This window comes from Helicobacter labacensis, assembly GCF_003660285.1.
GTDB classification, from domain to species: domain Bacteria; phylum Campylobacterota; class Campylobacteria; order Campylobacterales; family Helicobacteraceae; genus Helicobacter; species Helicobacter labacensis.
Map to the genome: position 1 here is coordinate 1 of NZ_QXQQ01000029.1, position 21,796 is coordinate 21,796.

Annotated in this window: 22 protein-coding genes, 1 tRNA gene and 3 pseudogenes; 14 read left to right on the forward strand and 12 right to left on the reverse strand. The window is 48.4% G+C overall.

Going from position 1 to position 21,796, the window contains the following annotated elements; genetic code table 11:
• The 5 genes and pseudogenes from EAO33_RS07645 to EAO33_RS07665 form a co-directional block, all read left to right on the forward strand.
• Window positions 1-395 (forward strand): annotated as a pseudogene (locus EAO33_RS07645) (hypothetical protein); the annotation flags it as partial.
• Window positions 388-1,332 (forward strand): energy transducer TonB, encoded by a 945-nt coding sequence (locus EAO33_RS07650; RefSeq protein ID WP_120946168.1) that lies wholly within the window; start codon window positions 388-390, stop codon window positions 1,330-1,332. The pseudogene EAO33_RS07645 and the gene EAO33_RS07650, both read left to right, overlap by 8 nt.
• Before the next feature lie 53 nt (window positions 1,333-1,385).
• Window positions 1,386-2,330, forward strand: coding sequence for a dihydroorotase (pyrC, locus tag EAO33_RS07655; protein ID WP_235853136.1), 945 nt, complete (start codon window positions 1,386-1,388; stop codon window positions 2,328-2,330).
• Window positions 2,323-3,426 (forward strand): exo-alpha-sialidase, encoded by a 1,104-nt coding sequence (locus EAO33_RS07660; protein WP_120946170.1) that lies wholly within the window; start codon window positions 2,323-2,325, stop codon window positions 3,424-3,426. Before pyrC ends, EAO33_RS07660 begins: the two co-directional genes overlap by 8 nt.
• The gene (locus tag EAO33_RS07665; protein ID WP_120946171.1) at window positions 3,426-3,821 is read left to right on the forward strand and encodes a hypothetical protein; all 396 of its coding nucleotides are present in this window, start codon (window positions 3,426-3,428) and stop codon (window positions 3,819-3,821) included. Before EAO33_RS07660 ends, EAO33_RS07665 begins: the two co-directional genes overlap by 1 nt.
• A gap of 128 nt (window positions 3,822-3,949) precedes the next feature.
• Here EAO33_RS07665 and EAO33_RS07670 read toward each other — a convergent pair whose 3' ends face one another.
• The 3 genes from EAO33_RS07670 to pyrF are packed head-to-tail and all read right to left on the reverse strand — an operon-like array spanning window position 3,950 to window position 6,360.
• Window positions 3,950-4,861, reverse strand: a complete 912-nt coding sequence (locus EAO33_RS07670) for a hypothetical protein (RefSeq protein ID WP_120946172.1) — start codon at window positions 4,859-4,861, stop codon at window positions 3,950-3,952.
• Between the two features lies 1 nt (window position 4,862).
• Window positions 4,863-5,675: a pantoate--beta-alanine ligase gene (panC, locus tag EAO33_RS07675; RefSeq protein ID WP_120946173.1), complete on the reverse strand. Its 813-nt coding sequence runs from the start codon at window positions 5,673-5,675 to the stop codon at window positions 4,863-4,865.
• Window positions 5,653-6,360 (reverse strand): orotidine-5'-phosphate decarboxylase, encoded by a 708-nt coding sequence (gene pyrF, locus EAO33_RS07680; protein WP_120946174.1) that lies wholly within the window; start codon window positions 6,358-6,360, stop codon window positions 5,653-5,655. The genes panC and pyrF overlap by 23 nt, the downstream gene beginning before the upstream one ends.
• Before the next feature lie 56 nt (window positions 6,361-6,416).
• Here pyrF and kdsA point away from each other — a divergent pair, with 56 nt between their 5' ends.
• From kdsA to nusB, 3 genes are read left to right on the forward strand one after another with little or no spacing between them, the layout of a single operon-like run.
• Window positions 6,417-7,286 carry a 3-deoxy-8-phosphooctulonate synthase gene (kdsA, locus tag EAO33_RS07685; RefSeq protein WP_407920477.1) on the forward strand — a complete coding sequence of 290 codons (870 nt, stop codon included), beginning with the start codon at window positions 6,417-6,419 and terminating at the stop codon, window positions 7,284-7,286.
• Window positions 7,273-7,746 carry a 6,7-dimethyl-8-ribityllumazine synthase gene (ribH, locus tag EAO33_RS07690; protein ID WP_120946176.1) on the forward strand — a complete coding sequence of 158 codons (474 nt, stop codon included), beginning with the start codon at window positions 7,273-7,275 and terminating at the stop codon, window positions 7,744-7,746. Before kdsA ends, ribH begins: the two co-directional genes overlap by 14 nt.
• Complete coding sequence (gene nusB / locus EAO33_RS07695) at window positions 7,746-8,153, forward strand: transcription antitermination factor NusB (protein ID WP_120946177.1); 408 nt, start codon at window positions 7,746-7,748, stop codon at window positions 8,151-8,153. The genes ribH and nusB overlap by 1 nt, the downstream gene beginning before the upstream one ends.
• Here nusB and EAO33_RS07700 read toward each other — a convergent pair.
• Window positions 8,150-8,986: a beta-1,4-N-acetylgalactosamyltransferase gene (locus tag EAO33_RS07700; protein ID WP_120946178.1), complete on the reverse strand. Its 837-nt coding sequence runs from the start codon at window positions 8,984-8,986 to the stop codon at window positions 8,150-8,152. The genes nusB and EAO33_RS07700 overlap by 4 nt on opposite strands.
• A 304-nt stretch (window positions 8,987-9,290) precedes the next feature.
• Between EAO33_RS07700 and EAO33_RS07710 the strand changes: the two genes are divergently transcribed.
• The 3 genes from EAO33_RS07710 to EAO33_RS07720 all read left to right on the forward strand — a co-directional run bounded on the left by EAO33_RS07710 (window position 9,291) and on the right by EAO33_RS07720 (window position 13,272).
• Entirely contained in the window at window positions 9,291-10,457 is a 1,167-nt protein-coding gene (locus EAO33_RS07710; protein ID WP_120946190.1) for an MFS transporter, read from the forward strand.
• Between the two features lie 31 nt (window positions 10,458-10,488).
• A complete protein-coding gene (locus EAO33_RS07715) occupies window positions 10,489-12,093 on the forward strand; it encodes an ABC-F family ATP-binding cassette domain-containing protein (RefSeq protein ID WP_120946180.1) in 1,605 nt (534 codons plus the stop codon).
• 222 nt (window positions 12,094-12,315) lie between these two features.
• Window positions 12,316-13,272, forward strand: a complete 957-nt coding sequence (locus EAO33_RS07720) for a metallophosphoesterase (protein WP_235853137.1) — start codon at window positions 12,316-12,318, stop codon at window positions 13,270-13,272.
• A gap of 23 nt (window positions 13,273-13,295) precedes the next feature.
• Here the strand turns inward: EAO33_RS07720 and EAO33_RS07725 are convergent, their stop codons facing one another.
• Window positions 13,296-13,919: an outer membrane beta-barrel protein gene (locus tag EAO33_RS07725; protein WP_120946182.1), complete on the reverse strand. Its 624-nt coding sequence runs from the start codon at window positions 13,917-13,919 to the stop codon at window positions 13,296-13,298.
• A gap of 315 nt (window positions 13,920-14,234) precedes the next feature.
• Here EAO33_RS07725 and EAO33_RS07735 point away from each other — a divergent pair, with 315 nt between their 5' ends.
• Window positions 14,235-14,927 (forward strand): outer membrane protein, encoded by a 693-nt coding sequence (locus EAO33_RS07735; RefSeq protein WP_120946184.1) that lies wholly within the window; start codon window positions 14,235-14,237, stop codon window positions 14,925-14,927.
• Here EAO33_RS07735 and EAO33_RS07740 read toward each other — a convergent pair.
• The 4 genes and pseudogenes from EAO33_RS07740 to EAO33_RS09860 all read right to left on the reverse strand — a co-directional run bounded on the left by EAO33_RS07740 (window position 14,924) and on the right by EAO33_RS09860 (window position 18,320).
• A complete protein-coding gene (locus EAO33_RS07740; RefSeq protein WP_120946185.1) occupies window positions 14,924-15,514 on the reverse strand; it encodes an aminodeoxychorismate/anthranilate synthase component II in 591 nt (196 codons plus the stop codon). The two genes, EAO33_RS07735 and EAO33_RS07740, sit on opposite strands and share 4 nt — an antisense overlap.
• Entirely contained in the window at window positions 15,511-17,019 is a 1,509-nt protein-coding gene (trpE, locus tag EAO33_RS07745; RefSeq protein WP_120946186.1) for an anthranilate synthase component I, read from the reverse strand. Before trpE ends, EAO33_RS07740 begins: the two co-directional genes overlap by 4 nt.
• A 142-nt stretch (window positions 17,020-17,161) precedes the next feature.
• Window positions 17,162-17,920, reverse strand: a pseudogene (locus EAO33_RS07750) (glycosyltransferase family 8 protein); the annotation flags it as partial.
• Window positions 17,921-17,972: 52 nt separating this feature from the next.
• Window positions 17,973-18,320, reverse strand: coding sequence for a glycosyltransferase (locus EAO33_RS09860; protein WP_407920476.1), 348 nt, complete (start codon window positions 18,318-18,320; stop codon window positions 17,973-17,975).
• Window positions 18,321-18,560: 240 nt separating this feature from the next.
• Between EAO33_RS09860 and EAO33_RS07755 the strand changes: the two genes are divergently transcribed.
• Window positions 18,561-19,775: an epoxyqueuosine reductase QueH gene (locus tag EAO33_RS07755; RefSeq protein WP_235853138.1), complete on the forward strand. Its 1,215-nt coding sequence runs from the start codon at window positions 18,561-18,563 to the stop codon at window positions 19,773-19,775.
• On the opposite strand, the gene modB is transcribed toward EAO33_RS07755, so the two are convergent.
• On the reverse strand, window positions 19,710-20,381 hold the full coding sequence (gene modB, locus EAO33_RS07760) for a molybdate ABC transporter permease subunit (protein WP_120946188.1): 672 nt from the start codon (window positions 20,379-20,381) through the stop codon (window positions 19,710-19,712). The genes EAO33_RS07755 and modB overlap by 66 nt on opposite strands.
• The gene (gene modA / locus EAO33_RS07765) at window positions 20,381-21,124 is read right to left on the reverse strand and encodes a molybdate ABC transporter substrate-binding protein (protein WP_120946189.1); all 744 of its coding nucleotides are present in this window, start codon (window positions 21,122-21,124) and stop codon (window positions 20,381-20,383) included. The genes modB and modA overlap by 1 nt, the downstream gene beginning before the upstream one ends.
• 100 nt (window positions 21,125-21,224) lie before the next feature.
• Between modA and EAO33_RS07770 the strand changes: the two genes are divergently transcribed.
• Window positions 21,225-21,302, forward strand: a tRNA-Pro gene (locus EAO33_RS07770).
• A gap of 299 nt (window positions 21,303-21,601) precedes the next feature.
• Here the strand turns inward: EAO33_RS07770 and EAO33_RS07775 are convergent.
• Window positions 21,602-21,796, reverse strand: a pseudogene (locus tag EAO33_RS07775) (portal protein); the annotation flags it as partial.

The window sequence follows — 21,796 nt, forward strand, 5'->3', positions numbered from 1 at the left end:
CCCCTTCTACCCCCCCCAAGCCCGCCCCCCTGCCCAAAGAAGATGCCTTGCTATGGGATTACGCTTGGAAAGTCTGTTTGGTGCTGGGCTTTTTACTCTTGGTGTTGTGGTGGCTCAAGCGCAAGAATTCCCAGCAATTCCTCTTCCCCAAGGTGGGCTTAGAACCTAGCGTTACCTTCATCAAACCCTTGGACGCCACGCACAAGCTCGTAACCGTTGAGGTGCGCAACCAACTCTACTTGATTCTGCTCAACGCCAACCAAAGCGTGGTGCTAGACAAAATCACCCTAGATTTCTCACTGAAAAACAAAGATTCAGGACGGCTTAAAGAAGACCTCATGGAAGAGACTAAAGAACGCTTGCGCCACTCCAAATTAAAAGGCTCGTATGTCTAAACGCAGACCTCTAGCCCTAGATCAGGAGTTATATAACCCCGCCTCCACGCGCAATTTTTACATGTCCTTAGCGCTCTCCTGTCTATTGCACTTGCTACTTTACTGGCTGGCATGGTGGCTAGTGCACCATTACAAGGTGTCCAACCCTAAGCTAGTTAAGATCAACCCTAGTAATCTCTTGGTGCTAAAACGCGGGCGTTCCCTAGACCCCACCAAGCACACCCAAGGGGCACAAAAACCCTCCAGAGCCGCCCCTAAAAGCACCCCTTTACCCCCCGCCCCCCCAACACCCCCAAGCAAGCCCGAATACACCGCCCAAAAACCTATAGAAAAGCCCAAGCCTAAGCCTAAGATAGAACACCATGCTAGGCGTGAACACCACAGTGCCAAGCGCCACAGCGAACGCACCACCATGCAAAGCCACCACAAAGCCTTGCACCAAGCCCAAGAAGAACCCGTTAAAAAACAAGAACAAAGCAAGCCCCAGCAGGATTTTAACCCCAATAATCTCTCTTTTCTCCCCTCTGAGCAAGCCTCCCAAGAACCCACTAGGGATAAAAGCTATGAAGCAGACAAGGGGCTAGATAGCCAAACCCGTAAGGACATTGACGATCTTTATGGCGAAGAATTTGGCGATTTAGGCACGGCAGAAAAAGACTTCATTAGAAGCAATTTGAGCGAGATCGGGCGCATCACCCAAAAGTATTTGGAATACCCCAGCGCGGCCGGATATTTAGGGCAAGATGGTGTGGACGCGGTGGAATTTTACCTCCACCCCAATGGGGACATCACGGGGCTAAAGATCATCTTGCCTTCTGGTTACAAACTCCTAGATGACAACACCCTAAAGACCATCACCATCGCCTATAAAGACTACCCGCGCCCTACCACCACCACGCTTATTCGTATCCGCGTGCGCTATTTCATTTACCGCTAATGTTAAGCCTACACAACCCTCTAGACATGCATTTGCACCTGCGCGAGGGGGATATGCTAGCTACAGTCCTCCCCTTTAGCGCACGCGCTTTTAGCGCAGCGGTAGTCATGCCCAATCTCCAAGAGCCCATCAACACCACCGCGCGCGCCCTAGATTACGCCCGCCAAATCCAAGCCTTGCGCCCAGATTTTCTCCCCCTAGTCGCGCTTTACTTGCAAGAAAACTTATCGCCCCAAGAATTAGAACAGGCACACGGGCATGGCTTATTCTTACTCAAGCTCTACCCCCAAAACGCCACCACCAACTCCACACAAGGAGTCGCCAATATCTTAAGCCCCAAAATCCTAGACATCTTAAGTGTGGCTCAAGACTTGGGTTTTATCTTGTGTGTGCATGCAGAAACACAGGGTTTTGTGCTGGATCGCGAGGTGGAATTTCACCCCATTTTAGAACGCCTTTGTGCGCGCTTTCCCCAACTTACCATCATCTTAGAACACCTAAGCGATGCGCGCAGTATCGCGCTCTTGCGCGCCTACCCCAATCTCTATGCTACCCTCACCCTACACCACATCGCCCTGCATTTAGACGCGTTGTTAGGCGCGCACCTCAACCCCCATCTCTTTTGCAAACCCGTGCTAAAAACCCCTAGGGATCAAGAAGCCCTCTTGCAATTAGCCTTGCGCGCTGATGCTAAAGTGTGCTTTGGTTCAGATAGCGCGCCCCACTCTTTGGCGCACAAACACGCTTGCGCCTGTGCGGCCGGGGTGTTTAGCGCGCCCATTCTCCTAGAAGCCCTAGCGACCCTCTTTGAATCCCACCACGCCCTAGATCGCCTCCAAGCCTTTGTGAGCGATAACGCCAGACGCATTTACAATTTAGATCAGCGCGTGCAACTCCCCTTAAAGACCATCACCCTCACAAAACACCCTCCCACACCTCCCCCTATTTTTGATCCCATGCCCCTTAGCTTGCCCCTAAGGTGGCGCATCGATGCTTAAAATTTGGGGGGTGCTAGCGGTCTTGATTTTGGTGTTTTTAGCCAAAAGCCCCCCCACCCATTACCAATTTGTCTCCCCCACCCCCCTGCAAGATAGCCCGCACGCCTTATTAGAACGGCACACCCTAGACCCCCCCCCTGTTAAAAGCGTGCATGCCTCTAGCTTGGTTGCCCTATCTTCTCATTTCTTACTAGCGGCTTACTTTGGGGGGAGCGCAGAAGCCCAAAGCGATGTGCGTCTTTACGCCCACCTCTACACTCTCAAAACCCAACGCTGGAGCAAACCCTTTAGTTTGTTGGACGCGCCTACCTTGAGCCAACTAGCTGGCATTTATATCAAAGCCTTGGGCAATCCGGTGCTACTTGTGCACCATGGACACCTTTATCTCTTTGTGGTGGGGGTGAGTTTGGGGGGATGGGCAACCTCTAGGATTTACCAACTCAGCGCGCCCCTAATTGCCACCCCACAGAGCCCAATCTGGCGTTTTGAGCGCGTTTTGCCTCTTAGCCCCTTTTTGAATATCTCACACTTGGTGCGCCATAGCGCGGTGTTGACCACGGACGGGGGCTTTATTTTGCCCATTTATCACGAATTAGCCGCTAAGTTTGCCCTGCTCTTAAAATTTGACGCGCGCGCGCGCCTGCAAGCCATCATCAAACCCAATACCCTCACAGCCCAGTTCCAACCTGCCTTGATCCCCTATGAATCCTGCGCGTTTATGGCTTTTAGAAGCCATAAAGACCATAAACTCTACACCCAAACTTGCCAAACTCCCACGCTCTGGAATCCCCCCCAAGCTAGCAATTTGGCTAATTACGATGACGCGCTGGCTCTCTTTAGCACCAAGCACCACCTCTATTTGATCTACAATGCTCCCCTACTCTCTTCTTTGCACAGCCGTAGCGCATTGCGCCTAGCTCGATTCAGCGCGCCCAACCACTTCACCCCCGTGGCGATCTTAGATCAAAGTCTACAAGGGGAGGTGAGTTATCCCTGCGTGTTGGTGCTGGGCGATAGGGTGCATGTTCTCTATACCAAAGATCGCCACGCGATTGTGCATGTGAGTTTTAACAGCACCTATCTCAAGGGGTTGTGATGGAGATAAGCCCTAGCGTGTGGCTGGCTTTGGGGGCGGGGGGTTTGGTGGGCGCGCACACACACCATTTTGCTTGGCTAAAGGCTGGGTTGGTCGCCATGGGACTAGTTTGTCCCCTGCCCTTTGGGAGTCATCTAAGTTTGGGCGCGCTCATTGTGGGCTTGTTTGGGGAAGTAAGCGCGCTAAGTTTACTATTAGTGGGGGGGGCATGGGGAGGGAGATACTTAGGTTTTAGCATGTTTAGCATGCCATGCTTGCTGTTTTTAAGCATCTTTGGGGGGGTGATCTTTTTAGACGCTTTGGGGCTATTGCCCTTTAGTTTGCTTTATGCACCTTTTGCTGTGGTGTGGGGGAGTTTGTGCCTTTGGGGGGGGGGTGGCTTTTTGCGTGCATAAGGGGCTTGGGGGGTGTTTTGCCTTGTTGCTTGGGGGAGGAGTGTATTTTGCTCCCCCCACACCCTACACGCTCTTCATGGACATTTACCTATGGCTAGGCGCGCTCTTGGGACTCTTAGGGGGGGTTTTTAGAGTTTATCAAAGGGGATAATGCTATCAAACTCGTGTTTGTAACGCTCCGGGTTTTCAATCTCAAAATCCGCCACACTTTTGAGAAACTTCTCAAATTTTTCGTTGCGCTGGGCGAGTTTAGCCAGCGTTTGGTAGTCTAAACTCTCTTTTTCTTTGGCACTGAATAAAACCGCGCTTTGTTCTATAGATTCTATATCTAGCGTGATCACCTCGATCCCAAAACTCTGGTTGAGCTGTTTGAGCAAGTCCATTAAATCCTTATAGTCTTTCCTCTTAAGTTTGCCCGCCACTAAATAACCCGCATGCGCCCATGAGCTATTGCTAATCGCCTGAAAATACGCCTCCCTGCAACTGGCTAAATCTAGCTCTCTTTTGAGTTCAAAACTCACTAGCTTAATAGGGAGGGTGTCAAACTTTTTAATGAAATCGCGCACCGCTTTAGATTCAAAATCCTTATAGGTAAAACCCACCCCCACCATGTCCGGATAAACCCATATATCCACACCCTTTTTACTTTTTTTGCTCTCCTCATGGTAAATGGTCTTGGTGTAAAACTCCCATTGGTGGTAGGCAATACAGGCTAAACGCGGGTGCAAGGCGCGCTCTTTAAGGGAGGGCTCTTTGGGGGGTTGCTTTTTAGGCGTGGGCGCGGGTTGATCTCTAAGGGCGATTAAAACGGGCTTGTCTTGCACCTTGACAAAGGGGAGTTTATCGGGGATTTCTCTGAGGGCTTGATAAATCTTCACGCTACAACTTTGCTTGGGGTCTTTACTTGTATAAGCAAACATGCGTGTAATCTTACCCTCTTGGTGCAACTCTTGTGCTCTAGCATAAATGTGATTAGGGCTAATGGGCTCTGGGATCGCCTTAAGCACTTCTAGCACAATGTCTATATCTACCTGTTTCATCTCACACCCACAAATTATCTAATAAGCGCACCCGCCCCACTTGCACAGCTGCCAAAATCAAGGTTTGGTCGAGTGTGATGTGTTCTAGGGGGGTTAGCTGGCGATCACACACACTCAAATAATGCACTTTGAGCCCTTGTAGCATTTCTAAGCCTAAGCTGATGAGTTTTTGGCTATCGCGCGCGCCCTCTTGGATCGCCCTCTCTATAGCTCGCAAGGCTTGGGGGAGTTTGAGCGCGCTTACTCGCTCCTCAGGGCTTAAATACACATTGCGCGAGCTTAGAGCCAAACCATCGCCATCGCGCACAATAACACAGGGCACGATCTCTATATCTAAAAAGAGATCGGCGACCATGTGCTGGATAATGAGGAGTTGTTGGGCATCTTTTTGCCCAAAGTAAGCCCGTTTGGGGCGCACCAAATTAAAAAGCTTGAGCACCACCTGCAACACCCCCTCAAAATGCTTAGGGCGCGCATCTGCCTCAAAGCCCAGCAGAGAGGCGGGGGGTTGGAGGGTAATCTTCTCAGCTAGGGGGTAAATTTGTGTGGGGTCTGGGGCAAAGAGCACATCCACGCCCAGACGCTCACACAGCGCGCTATCTGCCTGCAAAGTTCTAGGGTAGGCTTGGTAATCCTCGTTAGGGGCAAATTGGGTGGGATTGACAAAGATAGAGACCACGACAAAATCATTTTGCGCTCTAGCTTGCTCAATCAAGCTAGCGTGTCCAGCGTGTAGCGCACCCATTGTGGGCACAAAGCCGATTTTTTGCCCCCAAAAAGAGGCAAGTTGGCTAGCCTTGGTGCATACTTGCATGCAAGCCTCCTATTTGTTCTAAAATCTGGCTGACAAACTCTAAAGGCTTGGGGTGGTTGTAAATGGGGCGACCCATCACAATAAAATCTGCCTTCGCGCTCAAAGCGTCTTGGATCATGCCCACGCGTTTTTGATCTTGACTATCTTGGTAGTTGGGGCGAATCCCCGGAGTTAAAGTTAAAAAGTGTGCGTTGGTGGCTTGCTTGATGGCTAGACTCTCAAAGACTGAGCAGACCACCCCATCTAAGCCACTCTCAAAGCAGAGTTTGGCTAGGTGCAGGGCTTGATTTTGCAGAGGAGCATGGTAGATCTGTTCTACCTCTAAAGGCTCAAGGCTGGTTAAAATTGTAACCCCCATTAAAAGGGGCGCGCCTTTTAGAGCACGCATGGGCTCTACCACGCTTTTAAGCGCGCTACTCCCCGCACTTGCATGCAAGGTGATCATCTCCACACCCAACTTAGCGCACTCAAGCGCGGCTTCTTGCATGGTGTAAGCGATGTCATGGAGTTTTAAATCTAAGAAAATCTTAAAACCCATTTTTTGAATCTGCTCTACAAAGACAGGACCTTCGCGCACAAAGCCCCTTAAGCCTAACTTCACCCATAAGTTTAACCCCTGAAGGGGTGCTAGCAAGTTTAAACAGGCTTGTTTGTCCGCTAAATCCAACGCCAAACAGAGTTGCATACATATCCCTTATCTCTTGTGATATTTTCAGCAAAAAGTCATTACAATGCGCCATTATACAACTTAAGGATAAGAGTTTGTCAAGCCTTAAAAGCGTGCTGATTGCAGGACCTTGTGTGATTGAGGATATGCAGACATTAGAATCCATCGCCCAAGCCCTCCAACCCTTAGCCAACGATCCCCGTATTGATTTTTACTTCAAAGCTAGCTTTGATAAAGCCAACCGCACCAGTTTGCAGAGTTACCGCGGTCCCGGGCTTACCAAGGGCTTAGAAATGCTCGATTGTATTAAATCTAAGTTTGGCTACAAACTCTTAAGCGACATCCATGAAAGCACACAGGCGGGGGTGGCGGCTGAGGTGGTGGATGTCTTGCAAATCCCAGCGTTTTTATGCCGCCAAACCGATTTAATCGTGGCAGCCGCCCAAACTAAGCGCACCCTCAATATCAAAAAGGGGCAGTTTATGCACCCCAAAGATATGCAATACAGCGCGCTCAAAGCCTTAAATACCCGCGCTAAGAATCCATACGACAAGGCTACTTATGAAGTTTGTTTAGAACATGGGATTTATCTATGCGAAAGGGGGGCGAGTTTTGGCTATGGCAATTTGGTGGTGGATATGCGCTCTTTGGTGATTATGCGCGCCTTTGCCCCGGTGATCTTTGATGCCACCCATAGCGTGCAAATGCCCGGGGGGGCGCAGGGCAAAAGCGGGGGGGATAGCTCTTTTGTGCCTTATTTGGCGCGCGCAAGCGCGGCGGTGGGGGTAGATGGGTTTTTTATGGAGACGCATTTAGACCCCTCTAAGGCTTTGAGCGATGGACCTAATATGATCCCCACGGCGCAATTAGCCCCCCTTATAGAGGATTTGCTAACCTTGCAAACTTGCTTAAAAACACAAAAGGATGATCATGGCAGAGTTTAGGAGTCTTGAGGGTAGGTTATGCCTCAAAGGAGAGGAGAGAGTAGCCATTTTAGCCTCTCGTTTTAACCACTTGGTGAGCGATCGCTTGGTAGAGGGCGCGCTGGATAATTTTAAAAGACATGGGGGCAATTTAGCACATTTGAGTGTAGTGAGAGTCCCCGGGGCTTATGAATTGCCCTTTGTGTTGGACAGACTCTTAGCCTCTAAAAATTATGACGGAGTGTGTGTATTAGGGGCAGTGATTCGAGGCGCGACCCCACATTTTGACTATGTGAGCGCAGAAGCCACTAAGGGCATTGCCAACACCACGCTAAAATACGGCTTGCCCGTGAGCTTTGGGTTACTCACCACAGAAAACATCGAGCAAGCCCTAGAGCGCGCGGGCACTAAGGCGGGCAATAAGGGCTTTGAAGCCATGCAAACCTTGATCGAATTGCTCAATCTCTACCCCCAACTTTAATGGCAACGCGCAGTCAGGTCAGAGAGGCAGTGGTGGGCTTGCTCTATGCCTATGAAAGCGGGAACGAGGCAGCTTTACATAAAGCCTCCGATTTTCTCACCCAAAAGAAAATCAAAAACGCCCAACAACACTTTGCCCTAGAACTCTTAGAGGGCACACTCAAGCACTTAAACGCCCTAGATGGTGCCCTAAAGCCCCTACTTAAAGACTGGGATTTGGCGCGCATGGGGTGCATGGAGCGTGCGATCTTGCGCTTGGGGGCTTATGAGATTTTACACACCCAAACCAACCCTATAGTGGTGATCAATGAGGCGGTCGAGCTCTCTAAGACTTATGGCGAAGATCACGCCCCCAAACTCATCAATGCGATTCTAGATGCGCTGAGTAGACAAAATCCCCGCACTTAAACCTGTTTAAACTGCGCGCAAATCTCTAAAATGCGCTTTTCATCGAGCATGTTTGGATCGATTTTATTGCCTAATAACTTGGCGTGGTGGGTTTTAAAATCCTCTAAACTGATCCATTCTAAACTATCAGCGATGTGGGCGCGCTCCTTTTTGACAAAGGGGAAGTGCCATGAAACAAGCTCAGGTTCGTTTGTATAATGGGCTAAAGTTTTGGGCTTTAAGATTTCTAAGGATCGATTTTGGGCGCACCACTCTACAAACCTAGTCTTGTGGTTGCAAAATAACCAGTGATCGCCCAAATCGTCCACTAAGCCGTAGTTGTGGCATTTTTGTATCCCCACCTTATCTATGTTGAGGTTGATCCTAGAATAGACGACCACTTGCCTAGCATGCTCTATGCTATAAAAACTCTTATAGAGCTTTTTGGCATCATAGATGTGATCCGCGTCAATTTTTAGCACCCATTGGTTTTTGGGAATAAAAGAGAGGACATAGTTGCAATAGTGGTAGAATTGGTGGTGGAAATCTTGAGGGTCTTTGGTGATGATCTCATAGGGGTAGGCAATCGGAATAAAAGTGGGGAATTTTTGACAAAATTCTAAAATCACTTCTGCGCTCCCATCATCGCAATCATTATAACCGATCACGCCCCGCTGAATAGCGGGCAAAATGGAATACAAACATGCTTCTAAAGTAGCGATCTCATTTCTCACACGGACAAATGCCCAAGGATTGAGGGGGCTTTTGGGGTCGCTGGCTTTAGGGTCTTCTTGAAAATAGCCTTGATGAACAGGGGTATCCGGGATTAAAAGATGCTTGTTAGAAGGAGGGATATAGTTCCCCCCCCCCCCCCCCGCACAAGCGGTTGGCTTTTATGTAATTCTCATTGCTCAAAGGGGCGATCTTGGCAAAAACTGCTTGCTTTTGGGGGTGGAAGTAGAAAGAAAAAGAGGGCAGAGAGCACGCAAAACCATAGACACGCCTTAAAGGTTGTCGCCAAGACACTGGAACTACGCGCTTTAAGAAACTCTTGCATTGTTGTTTGAGAGACAAAAACACTCCTTATAAAAGCCCGCATTATACACCAATCGATCTAACAACATGTTAACATGCGCCATTTATATTTGTGAGCAAAACATGCGCCATTATCTGCAGATCATTATCTTATTAGCCTTTTCTAGTTTTTGCTTGGGCGTGGCGGAGTTTATTGTCTCTGGGATTTTAACGCCCTTGAGCGCGTATTATGGGGTTTCTGATAGTCAGGTGGGCAATTTAGCCACGCTTTATGCTCTAGGGGTGGTGGTGGGCGCGCCCATTGTGAGCGTGCTCATCTCTGCTTTTAATTATAGAAACCAGCTCATCTTCACCCTTGGGCTCTTTTGTCTGTCTAATGCGATCATGTTTGTAAGCTCCAGCCTGTGGGTCGCGCTGGTGGCGCGCTTTATTGGGGGATTAATGCATGGGCTCTTCTTTGTGATCGCCACCATTATTTGTATCAAGGTCGCGCCCAAGTCTAAAACCACGATGGCTTTAAGTTTGATGGTCAGCGGATTAACCATCGCTCTAGTAACCGGTGTGCCCATTGGTATTCTCGTATCTAAACGCTATGGGCTTTTATCCCCCTTTTTGCTAATTGCCTGTGTGAGCTTTGTTGTCGCGCTCTGCGCTCTTTTTGTCATGCCCAAGCTTTCCAGCAAGCAAGCCAACTTTAAAAATCTAGGGGTGGCTTTTGGCTTTGTGCCCGTGTGGCAGGGCTTTTTAGTTACTGCCTTTTCATGTGGGTCTATGTTTGTGCTCTATATTTATTTGCGCGTGCTCTTAGAGCGACATGGTTTTAGCCCGGTGAGTATTGCCAATGTGTATTTATGCTTTGGCATTGCCGCTATAGTGGGCAATCTCTTTGGGGGCAAGCTAGCGGATTTAAGGGGCTCTTTTGGCTCTTTGGGCTTTTTGCTCACCATGCAAATTTTTGCCCTAAGCGCGATGAGTTTTAGCTATTACCTGCCCAAGTGGGTTTTGATCGCCAATGTGATGGGCTTTGGCTTTTTTGGCTTTGCTTGCATCGCCCCGCTTAAAATGTTGTGCAACCATTTAGCCCGCGTTTTCACCCCTAATACCCAAAATGACACCATCGCGCTCAATGAAGCTTCTTTTAATGTGGGGATCACCTTTGCTTCTTTAGTGGGTGGGCTAGTGGCGCATTTAAATGCCAGTTTTAACGGGCTGTGCGCGGCTCTTTTTGCCCTGAGTGCTTTAATAATCTTAAGTTTTGGCATTAAAAAGGCAAGTTTTCAAGTAAAATAGTTATACTCGCAATAAAAATCTTAGGATACAAATGTTACAAGCCACCCAAGTTAGCATGCGCTATGCCACTAAAAAGCTCTTTGAAAATGTCAATCTCAAACTAGACGCGCACAAACGCTATGGACTGATTGGAGCCAATGGCGCGGGCAAAAGCACCTTTTTAAAGATTTTAGCCGGGGACATTGAGCCTAGCAGTGGGGAGGTAAGCGTCAATGCGGGGTTAAAGCTAGGGGTTTTAGGGCAAGATCAATACGCCTTTGAAGAGTTTAGCCTCAAAGACGCGGTTTTAATGGGCAATAAAATCCTCTATGACGCGCTCAAGGAAAAAGAAAAGCTCTACAGCCAAGCGGATTTGAGCGATGATAAGGTCAATGCGCGTTTAGCTGAACTAGAGATGATTTGCGTGCAAGAAGACCCGCTTTATGAATGCGAAGTGGTGGTAGAAAAGATTTTAGAAGATTTGGGCATTCCTGCAAACCGCCACAATGACTTGATGAAAAGCCTGCCTAGCAGCGATAAATTTAAAATCCTTTTAGCCCAAGTGCTCTTTCCTAAGCCCGATATTTTGCTCTTAGATGAGCCTACCAATAACCTAGATTTAAACGCCATTGCGTGGCTAGAAGAAAATCTCAAACGCCACGAGGGCACGATGGTGATCATCAGCCACGATCGCCACTTTTTAAACGCCGTCTGCACGCATATTTTGGATTTAGATTTCAATACGCTTAGGGAGTTTAGCGGCAATTACGATGATTGGTACATCGCTTCCACTTTGATCGCCAAACAAAAAGAAGCCGAGCGCAATAAAAAACTCAAAGAAAAAGAGGAATTAGAGCGATTCATCGCGCGCTTTTCAGCCAACGCGAGCAAAGCACGCCAAGCCACCAGCCGCCAAAAGCAATTAGACAAGCTGGACATTCAAAGCATTGAGGTTTCAAGTCGGCGCGATCCCAGCATTGTCTTTAAGCCCCAGCGCACCATTGGTAACGAAGCCCTAGAGTGTAGCCAAATTTCTAAATCTTATGGGGATTTGGTGGTGTTAAACAAAGTGAGCCTTAAAATCGCGCCTAAGGATAAGATCGCCCTCATTGGTCCTAATGGCGTGGGCAAAAGCACGCTGTGTAAAATTTTGGTAGAGGAGCTAACTCCAGATAGTGGGAGTGTCAAATGGGGCGCGACTGTGCAAAGGGGCTATTTCCCTCAAGATGTGAGTGAGAGCATCCAAGGGAAGGAGAGTTTGTATCAGTGGCTCTTTAATTTTAATAAGAAGATCGAGAGTAGCGAAGTGCGCAACGCCCTAGGGCGTATGCTCTTTAGTGGGGCGGAGCAAGAAAAAAGCATAAACGCTCTAAGTGGGGGGGAGAAGCACCGCATGGTTTTATCTAAGCTGATGCTAGAAAAGGGCAATTTTTTGGTGCTGGATGAGCCCACCAACCATTTAGATTTAGAGGCAATCATTGCGCTGGGCGAAGCGTTGTATAAATTTGAGGGGGCGGTGATTTGTGTGAGCCACGATCGCGAGCTCATTAGCGCATACGCTAATCGCATTATTGAGCTTGTACCCACGAACAAAGGCGCGAAAGTAGTAGATTTTAAAGGCAGTTATGAGGAGTATTTGGCGAGTAAGACTGCTTGACAACTGGTAGTTATTAGTTAACATTACATCCTTGATCTTTGTCAATAAACATGGTAAAACCCATCCCTAATGAGCATAAAAACTTTTACCCTGGTTTTTCTTTTTGTCTTCTTTTGCATGAATCTCTTTAGCTACCTGAGGCTAAGGAAGTCTGCCTATCCTTTCTTGCGCTTTCTGCCTATTTGTCTGTATGCTCTAAACATTCTTTACCGGGTCGTGCAAATGAAAGTTTTTGCCCATTTGGAGGCGTTACATACCCTCTTGTATGCCCTAGGTGGGATGAGTATGGCTGCAAGTTTTATTCTCTTCTGCCTGCTATTATTGCACTCCATCGCGCTCACAACACTGCATCAAAGCACAGATGCGCACAGACGCCAAAGCCTTAAAAAACTCTTGGATATAGGTCTGCTAGGGATTTTCTTTACCTCTATGGCGAAGGGCTTTTACAATGCAACCCATCTTGTGATCACAAAACGCCATGTCAAACTCAAGAATTTAAAAAAAGCCCTCCATCTAGTCATGATCAGCGATGCGCACATAGGCGCGTATCTTAAAAAAGATTACTTGCAAAAGATTGTCGATCGTATCAATGCGCTCCACCCGGATATAGTCGTGATCGCGGGGGACTTGGCGGATTTAAAGGCTCAGTTGGTGCAAAAGGATTTAACCCCGCTTCAAAGTATCCACTCTAAATATGGCGTGTATTGTGTGCTGGGCAACCATGAATATTACCACGGGGTGGATGCACTGATTAAAGTGTTTCAAAAGAATCATGTGCGTGTATTGCAAAATGAGAGTGTCCAAGTGGCAGGGCTTAATCTAATGGGGGTAAATGACCTTATAGGGTATCGCTTTAAGCGTTTTGAACCCGATTTCAAAGCTCCATTTACACAAGCCAACCCCAATCTGCCCAGTGTTTTACTCTCCCACCAACCCAAATCCTTCGCGCATTTAGAACAAAAACCTGATTTACTTCTGTGCGGACACACCCATGCCGGACAGATATTCCCCTTTAGCCTCTTGGTGTGGTTGGATCAAAAATACCTCTATGGGCATTATCATTTAAAAGATTGCCAAATGATTGTGAGTAGCGGTTGTGGCTTTTGGGGACCCCCTGTGCGCCTCTTCACCAAGAGCGAAATTGTGTCCATCCATTTAGAGCCTGAAAATCAAGCCTAGTATGTGGACGCGATCAATCTGTCCTAGAAAATATAGTTAAGATTGACATACCACACATAGCGTCTGATACTTTTGAGTTCTGGTGTGAGTTTTTGGGGGATCATGGGGAATTTGTTTCCAGCTTGGAGGGCTAGATGTTTTCCAAGACGGATTCGCCCACCTACATTAAAGAGGAACTGAAAACCGCTATGCGAAAAGTTATTGTAGCTCCAGGTGTTGCCTGCTAGTTGGATACCCCCCACTAGACCAAGAGAAAAGGAATCTGCGGGGATGATATTGACAATCATATCTGCAGCCCCACCATAGGCATAAACATCCCATTTGCCCCCAGTGGGTCTCTTCCCAAACTTTTCCCAAATGCGCCAATCATCAAAGAGAGCACTATTATCCCAATCAAAGAAAGCATAAACCTGCCCGCCAAACCACTTATTAGCAAAGCCCACACCCCCCACCTGCGCGCCTAGACCATAGATAGGAAATGCATGTGATGAGATCTGCTTGATGGTTACCCCTTCTCTGACATTACCTTGTTGGTATCCAAGCCCTAGAAAAAAGCCGTTTTTCTCACCTGCTTGGGCAATTTGAGTAGCACCCACCACCATTAAAGCTGAGAGCAGCAAACTCTTTGCTTTGATTTTAAAAACCATAAGACTCCTTGTTATCCATTAGGGTATTGCAAGAAAGCTAAAAGTATTCCAAAAGTATTAAAGAGGCTTGACAAATAAGCCAAAAATAACTACCATAAGACTTGTTTTTTATTCTTATTTTTAAGGAGTTTTTGGTAAAATGGCACAGCACAGCACAGCACAGCACAGCACAGCACAGCACAGCACAGCACAGCACGCTTAGCTAGCAAGAGTAAATTTTTAGCCCTTTTTGGTTCTTTAGCCCTTTGTTCTTTTGCCCCCTTGAGTGCGGAGAGAAATGGCGCATTTATTGAGGGGGGTTTCCAGTATTCTAACATGACCGGTGGATATAGTTACAGCCAGCCGACCATTACTGATCCGAGCAACCCTTATTATCCACAAGAGGCGTTTAGTGTCTCTGCCAAGACCTCAGGGAATCTCTTTGGCGCGGATATCCAATTTGGTTACAAACAATTCTTTGGCAAGAAAAGACGCTTTGGCTTGCGCTACTATGGTATGTTTAGCGGGCAGGGGGGGAGTTACATTATGAAATCCCCTTCATGGTTATTCAACACCATAGGCAAAGCCGCTAACTTATTCTATGGGGTGGGTGTGGATGCGATCTACAACTTCTATGAAAAGAATGGATATAATTTGGGCGTGTTTGCCGGGGTGATGATTGGGGGGAGTAGCTGGCTAATGGGTACTGGATATAGTGCTGGATCTTGCGCTTACACCAATAATAATAATCAATGCACCACCATGAATGAGCAATACCAAGAGATGGCAAAAGCAGACAAAGTCTATGGCAAAACAAACTTCAGCCCCACTTTCGTGCAATTCATTATCAACATCGGGTTTAGAACCAACTTCACCAAACACCAAGGTGTTGAAGTGGGCGTGCGCATCCCCACCATCAACGATCCCTACTACACAGAAAAGGACACTCTAGACAATGGCGGAGATAAATGGAACCTCACCTTTAGACGCACAATCGCCATCTTTGCTAATTATGTCTACAATTTCTAAAGGTTAGCGCTGTTTTGCAAAAACTCCACACTCTGTTTTAAAAGCTGTGTGCCCTTGGGGGTCATGATGCTCTCAGGGTGGAATTGGTAGGCTAGGGCGTTGTCTTGGGGGTGGTAAATCCCCATGACGATGTCTTGGTAATGCGCGATCACTTGTAAACAAGCGGGCAGTTGGTGAGCCCTTAGAGAGTGGTAACGCGCCACTTGCAAATGCGTCCCCAAGCCCTCAAAGGGCTCAAAGGGTTCTAGCTCAATGCGCGAACTCTTGCCATGCACAATCTGCGCGCACGCGCCCACCTGTGCCCCATAACTTTGCGCTAAAGCCTGCAAGCCCAAGCAAATCCCCAAAATAGGGAACTCCCCGCGCGCCTTGTCCAATAAAGCCAAGAGTCGCCCCGATTGCTCAGGGGTGCCTGGTCCGGGCGAAATGCACAAAAGCACCGGGTTGGGCTGGGCGCGCATGAGGGCTAGCAACTCCTGCTCAGGGGTGGAGTTACGATAGACCTTGAGATCATGCCCCAAACTCTCCAATTCGTAGACTAGATTGTAGGTGAATGAGTCAAAATTGTCAATGAAGAAAATCGTCATTGGTGCGTCCTTTGGATGGCTTCTAGCACGCTTTGGGCTTTGGCTTTGGTTTCTGCGCTCTCAATTAGCGGATCGCTCTCTAGCACAATGCCCGCCCCGCTTTGCACGAACGCCCTATTGGCGCGCACGAAGGCAGAGCGAATCACAATGCAGGTATCCATAGAACCATCAGCGCACAAATACCCCAAAGAACCCCCATAAGACCCGCGCCGCTTACCCTCTAATTGCGCGATGAGTTGCAGGGCAGAGATTTTGGGCGCGCCGCTCAAAGTGCCCGCGTTCATAAAACTCCTAAAGGCGTGCAACGCGTCCAAATCGGGCTTGAGCACCCCTTGCACCGCCGAGGTCAAATGCATGACATGAGAATACTTTTCCACACGCAAGAGTTTGCTAGCAAAACGCGTGTTAGGCAAACACACCCGCGCAAGATCATTGCGGGCTAAATCCACTAACATGAGGTGCTCTGCGCGCTCTTTGGCATCGCTGAGTAATTCTAACTCCATGCGGTTGTCTAAATCCACATCAATATCCCCTTGAGGGGTGCGCGCCCGAGGGCGCGTGCCGGCAATGGGGCAGATTTGCGCGGTGCGGCTGGGCGCGTCATATTTGAGCGCGCTCTCTGGGCTAGCCCCAAAGAGGATAAAATCCAAAGCGTGCATGTAAAACATATAGGGGCTGGGGTTGCGCGCCTTGAGCTGGTGGTAAGCGCTTAGAGGGTCTTGGCACTCCAAGCTAAAGCCCCTAGAGATCACCGCTTGGAAAATATCCCCCGCGTGCAGGGCTTCTTGTAAACACAACACCCTTTGTGCAAAACGCGCGTCTGGGCAATCCATGCTTAAGGTGCTATCTTGGGCGTGTTTGTGGGGGGTGAAGTCCTCTTGACTCTCTTGGGCTAGTTGGGCTAAGGCTTGCATGTCCGCTTGCAAGTCTTGTTGGTAGGTAGGATCAAAGCATGCGCCCAAAATTTGGGTGGTGCGCGCCTTGTGGTCAATCACGATGAGGGTTTGGGCGAGGTAAAATAGATAATCTGGCGCGTTGTTTTCCTGCGCGCTTAGGCGCGGGAGTGTTTCAAAATAATGCACCATTTCAAAGGAGAATAGCCCGGCACAAAAGAGAGCTAGGGGGTGGCTAGAATTGGGGCGCACGCTTTGTAAAAGGGCGCGCAACGCATCCAAGGGGCTTGGCATAAAGAGTTTAGAATACTCATCTTGGAAACTAGAGGTTTTGGGGTAATCAAGTTGCAAAGTAGCCCCTGCTAAGGGGGTTTGCAACACAAGGCTGAGTTTTTGGAGCAAAGCCTGCCCATTGGGGGTGAGCGCGCTCAAGCGCACCTGTTGATCTTGGGCGATCAAGCGCAGGCATGCACGGCTTAAGATGATGGACTTCGTGTGCGCCTTGCTCTCTGCGTGCGCGCTTTCTAATAGCAGAGTGTGGGGGTGTTCGAGCTGGCTATAAAGGGCTAATGGGTAGGGCACATAAGTAGCGCACTGTTGCAAAGCGATCATGATAGGCTTTCTTAGCATAAGGTGCTGGCATTGTAGCGCAAATACACTAACTAGATAGAGAATAGGTCAGCTATTCAGAATCTAGAGGATTTTAGAAAGCACGGTGGTCCATCTGTTATGGTGGTGTAATGGGCTGAGAGGTTCAAACGCGCGGTGGTATCAAGGTTTTTAAAAAACGCTTTATCTTTTTCTTGACTTTATAGAAGATGAAGCCCAACAGAGCGCGCTGACTAGCTACCATGGGTTCAAAAGGGTAGGGACCTTTGAGTTGGGAGTAATAATCATGGAAATAGTCAAAGCGTAGGGGAGTGCGCAAAAGGGCTGTGATCCACATTTGGACATCCGCCATATTGGTCGCACCTAATTTCCATGGCTTATTCTCTACAAAGTGCCACATGATCACCTCTTTGGCATCTTGGGTGTCTGGAGAGCAAATGCCAGTGTGTTTATTGTATTTACGGGGCAACTCTAATACATGCCCATGGCATAACAGGCTTGTGGCATCTTGTTCAGGGCACAAGAGCGCGTGATTTTTAAGGGCAAAAAACTCCAAGCACTTGCTTTCTAGATCATCTCTGCGCCATGCTTTGAGATTCACCACCATAAAGCCACTGTTAAACTCATTTTCGTAGATGATCTGGTGTTCTTCATCTGATAAAAAATGCTTGGTGGTGTCAAGCCCAGCAGCTGAAGCGGCTTTTCTGCGCTCTTTTATAAATGCCTGCAAGCTACCGGCGTAATAGCCTTTTGCCGCTGCAAAGTAATAAGGATCGTCCAAACCAAGCAGGAAATAGCTTTCGCTCATATCACCACTAAACACCACATCTACATCGCATGAGATGATTTTATCGTATTGGGGGAAGAGGGAAGGCAAAATAAGGCGGAGTAATATTAAGCTCGACCAGCAGGCTAAACCATTGGGGTGGACACATTTAAATAGAGGACTTAGTTTTTCACGATAAAGCCGTGCGGCATCTTGGTTGTTGGTTGTTGGTTGTTGGTTGTTGGTTGTTGGTTGTTGGTTGTTGGTTGTTGGTTGTTGGTTGTTGGTTGTTGGTTGTTGGGGGCTCGAGATCGCAAAACTCCAAGCTAGAGAAACTAGAAAAAGCTCTAAGGGTTTCTTGGAGTTTTTCCTTGTGGTGTTGATCTAAACCCTGCACTAGAGCATGAATCTTGTAAAACAGAGGTAATCCCTCCCTAGCGCGCGCAGCACAGCTTAACATGGAGTGCATCGCCACTCCAGCCGGGATATAATAGTTTTGGTTAAAAACCATCACCACCGGGATTGTTATAGCATCCATAAAAACGCCCTTCACATTCAATGCTGCTAGCCTAGCATAAGACTCATGCAAGTTAGATTAAACGCCCGGGCGCGTCCATAAACAAGCTTTGGGCTTACACAAACACACTAAGATCGGCTATAATGGATGCAAGTGAATACAAGGGGTGTTGATGGGGCTTTTGGATGATTTCTTGTTGGTATTTCTCATAGGGGTATTATTGGGGGGGGTGGGCTATTATGTTTACATGGTGCTTAAAAAATGACCTGTGATCGCATGTTGGTGCACATCTGTTGTTCGGTGGACAGCCATTATTTTCTCCAGGAATTGGTCAAGCTCTACCCTACTACCCAATTTAGTGGCTTTTTTTATAACCCCAATATCCACCCCCATGCCGAATATTTATTGCGTTTAGCGGATGTGCGCCGCTCGTGCCACAAGCTAGGGATTAGCCTCATTGAGGGGGATTATGCGCTAGAAACATGGCTAGAGGCGATCAAGGGTTTAGAACAGGAGCGCGAAAAGGGTGCGCGTTGCAATGTCTGTTTTGATGTGCGCTTAGAGGCGTGCGCACAAATGGCTTTGATGCTAGGCATAGAGGCGTTTAGCACGACTTTACTCTCCAGTCCCATGAAGGAACAAGCGATTTTGAAAGCGCAAGGGGAGGCTATTGGGGCGCGCTACCATCTGCGCTTTATTTACCACAATGTGCGCGCACAAGGGGGGGTGCAACGCCAAAACGCCCTAGCCAAGCGCGACAAACTCTACAGACAGAATTATTGCGGATGCCAGTTCGCCCTAAACGCCCAAAGACAAGCCCAAAACAAACCCTGCGTAGAACTCATCAGCCCCCTAAGCCGACAAATCCAGCCTAGTAGCATCCAAGCGCGCCTTGAACTCTTTAAGCAGCGCGATCGCCTAGAAGCCAGCGGGCTAGATTACTCCTTATTGCAACACAACGCCCAAGGCTATTTACTCGTGCGCGCGCTGGTGTGTGCCAATGGCGTGCCTTTGGCTTGTTATGTTTTAAACCACTCCATGGGTAAAAAAACCACCCTAAAAGAGCTAGAGGTGCACAGCATTGCCCTCAAGCCCTCCCTATCCCAGAGTTTGTTAGCCAAACAGCATGGCTTAAATCTCCCCGCACTATCCATAGAAGTGGGATTCTCTTGCAAGGACGACACGCTATTTTTAGACACCAGGGGCGTAGCGTCTCTGCTGTGCAACGCGCCTGTGGATTTGGCGGATTTGCGCTTGGGCTATGAGGAAGAACTCTACATTCGAGAGAGACTGGTGGGCGTGGAGAGCGTCCAGCCCATTGTGGTGGTGCAAGATTTGGCGTGTTTGCAGGGCGTGGCACTGAATGTAGAGATCATAGCGGAGTGGTTCGAATACAAGAATTTCTACTTACTAGAACATGCGCGCGCGCCTTTGCCACCAGAGCAAGCCAAAGAGCAGAGCGAAGCTCACGCCTGAGAGCACTAGGGCGTATTGGTTGGCTAGCGCGTTGTCATTGGCTTCAGAAGCCACAAAGATCGCCACGCTAGCCACGCGCGTTTTACCCTCAATATCCCCCCCTAGCATGATCACCACCCCAAATTCTCCGATTGTGTGGGTAAAGGTGGTGGTGATGGCTAGGTATAAGCTGGGTTTGATATTGGGTAAGAGCACCTTAAAAAAGGTGAAGAGCTTGCCCTTGCCTAGCGTATAGCTAGCTTGTTTGAGAGAGGGGGGCAAATTGGCTAGGGCGTGCTGGATAGGATTCACCATAAAGGGCAAGGAAAAGATCACGCTACCCAGCACTAAGCCTTGGAAACTAAAAACAAGCCGTAGGTGTAGGTGTTGTTGCAAAAACGCCCCTAGGGGACTGGTGGGCGCAAAGAGCCATAGAAGATAAAAGCCTAGCACGCTAGGGGGTAAGACTAGAGGCATCCAAGTGAGGGTTTCTAGAAGGGTTTTAAACACGCCTTTTTTATGGGCTAAATAAGCCCCTAGGGCTAAACCGATGGGGAGTAAAATGCAAGTTGTGCAAAAAGCCAGCGCAAAGGTGAGCTTGAGGGTGGTAAGAAAACTAGAGTCCACTAATCCACAATGTAGCCATATTGTTTCAAGATCGCCTTGCCCTCTGTGCTTAAAATAAAGTCCTCAAAAGCCTTAGCTAAGGGTTTTGTGCCCCCTTGGTTGGTGAGCACTAAAGCTTGTTCTATGGGGGTGTAATACTGCTTGGGGACAATGTAGTAATGCTTGACATCGGCGCGATCCACCAAAGAGAGCGCGCTAAAACCCAATTCCGCCCCCCCGCTGGCGACATACTGGTTGGCTTGGGCGATGGAGTTGCCTAGCAAAATCTTGTCTTTAAGCTTGTCTTTAAGCTGGAGTTTGTCTAGCACTTCTAGGCTAGCCTTGCCATAGGGGGCTAAGGTGGGGTTAGCCATCGCCAAATGGGCGAAAGTGCCTTTTAGCACCTCTAGGGAGGGCACGGGGCGCGTTTTACTCCATAGCACTAGCACACCCTTAGCGTAGACCTTCACGGGGTAGGGGGTAATCTTGTCTTCTAGGAGGCGCAAAGGGCGTTTTTTATCCGCGCTCACAAAGAGATCAAAGGGCGCACCTTGGTGGATTTGGTTATATAATTTGCCCGAAGAACCAAAGCTTAGACGCACTTTGGCTTGCGGATGGTGTTTGAGGAAGGCGTGTTGCAAGGCTTGTAGGGCTTTTGTGAGATTGGCTGCCCCAGCGACATGGATCTGCTTAAATTCATGCGCGCTGGCAAAGGCAAATAGCAAACAAACCAGCCCCAGCACGCGCCCTAGAGATGTCAACATGGCATTTCCTTATCTTGTGTGGGGGCATTATAACACATTTGCGTGTTAACTTTAAGTTAAAATTAATGGGCATGGGAGTAGAATGCAAGTTTTTGGGAAGCGGAGTATGGCGCAGCCTGATTAGCGCGCACCCTTGGGGTGGGTGAGGTCGTGGGTTTGAATCCCGCTACTCCGACCATGCCCTTTGGATCTTCCCCATGCCCCTAAGACACAATGTTCTCATCTACTATCTAGACACTTTTTTAGCCCTAAGCACGCAAGCTTTACCCGTCTATTTTAACCCCTCTTTTGCTAACTAAGGGGCTCTCTCTAGCCCAAATCATGGGGGTGCAGATGCCTACGGGGCGGTGTTACTCTGCAAATACCCTAGCGGGGTTTTAGCCGCCCTGATGCGCTATAAACTCTTGTTTATCTGCTCTAAAGTGTTATTGTTGCGCTTTAGCCTTGTTTGGCTATGTGAAGGCATTACTATGAATCCTCTTTGAGCGCGCCCGGGCGCACTTTCACAATGGCGTTATCTAAAGCCATTTGTTCTATAAACTCATCAATGTTCAAAACGCTATCTTCTTCAAGCATCGCCTTAAAACTCCCCATCATATTCCCCATTCTGTTCTCGGCAAAGTTGATGTAATCTTGCATGGGTTTGATGTCTCTAAAAAGCCCATAATAGCG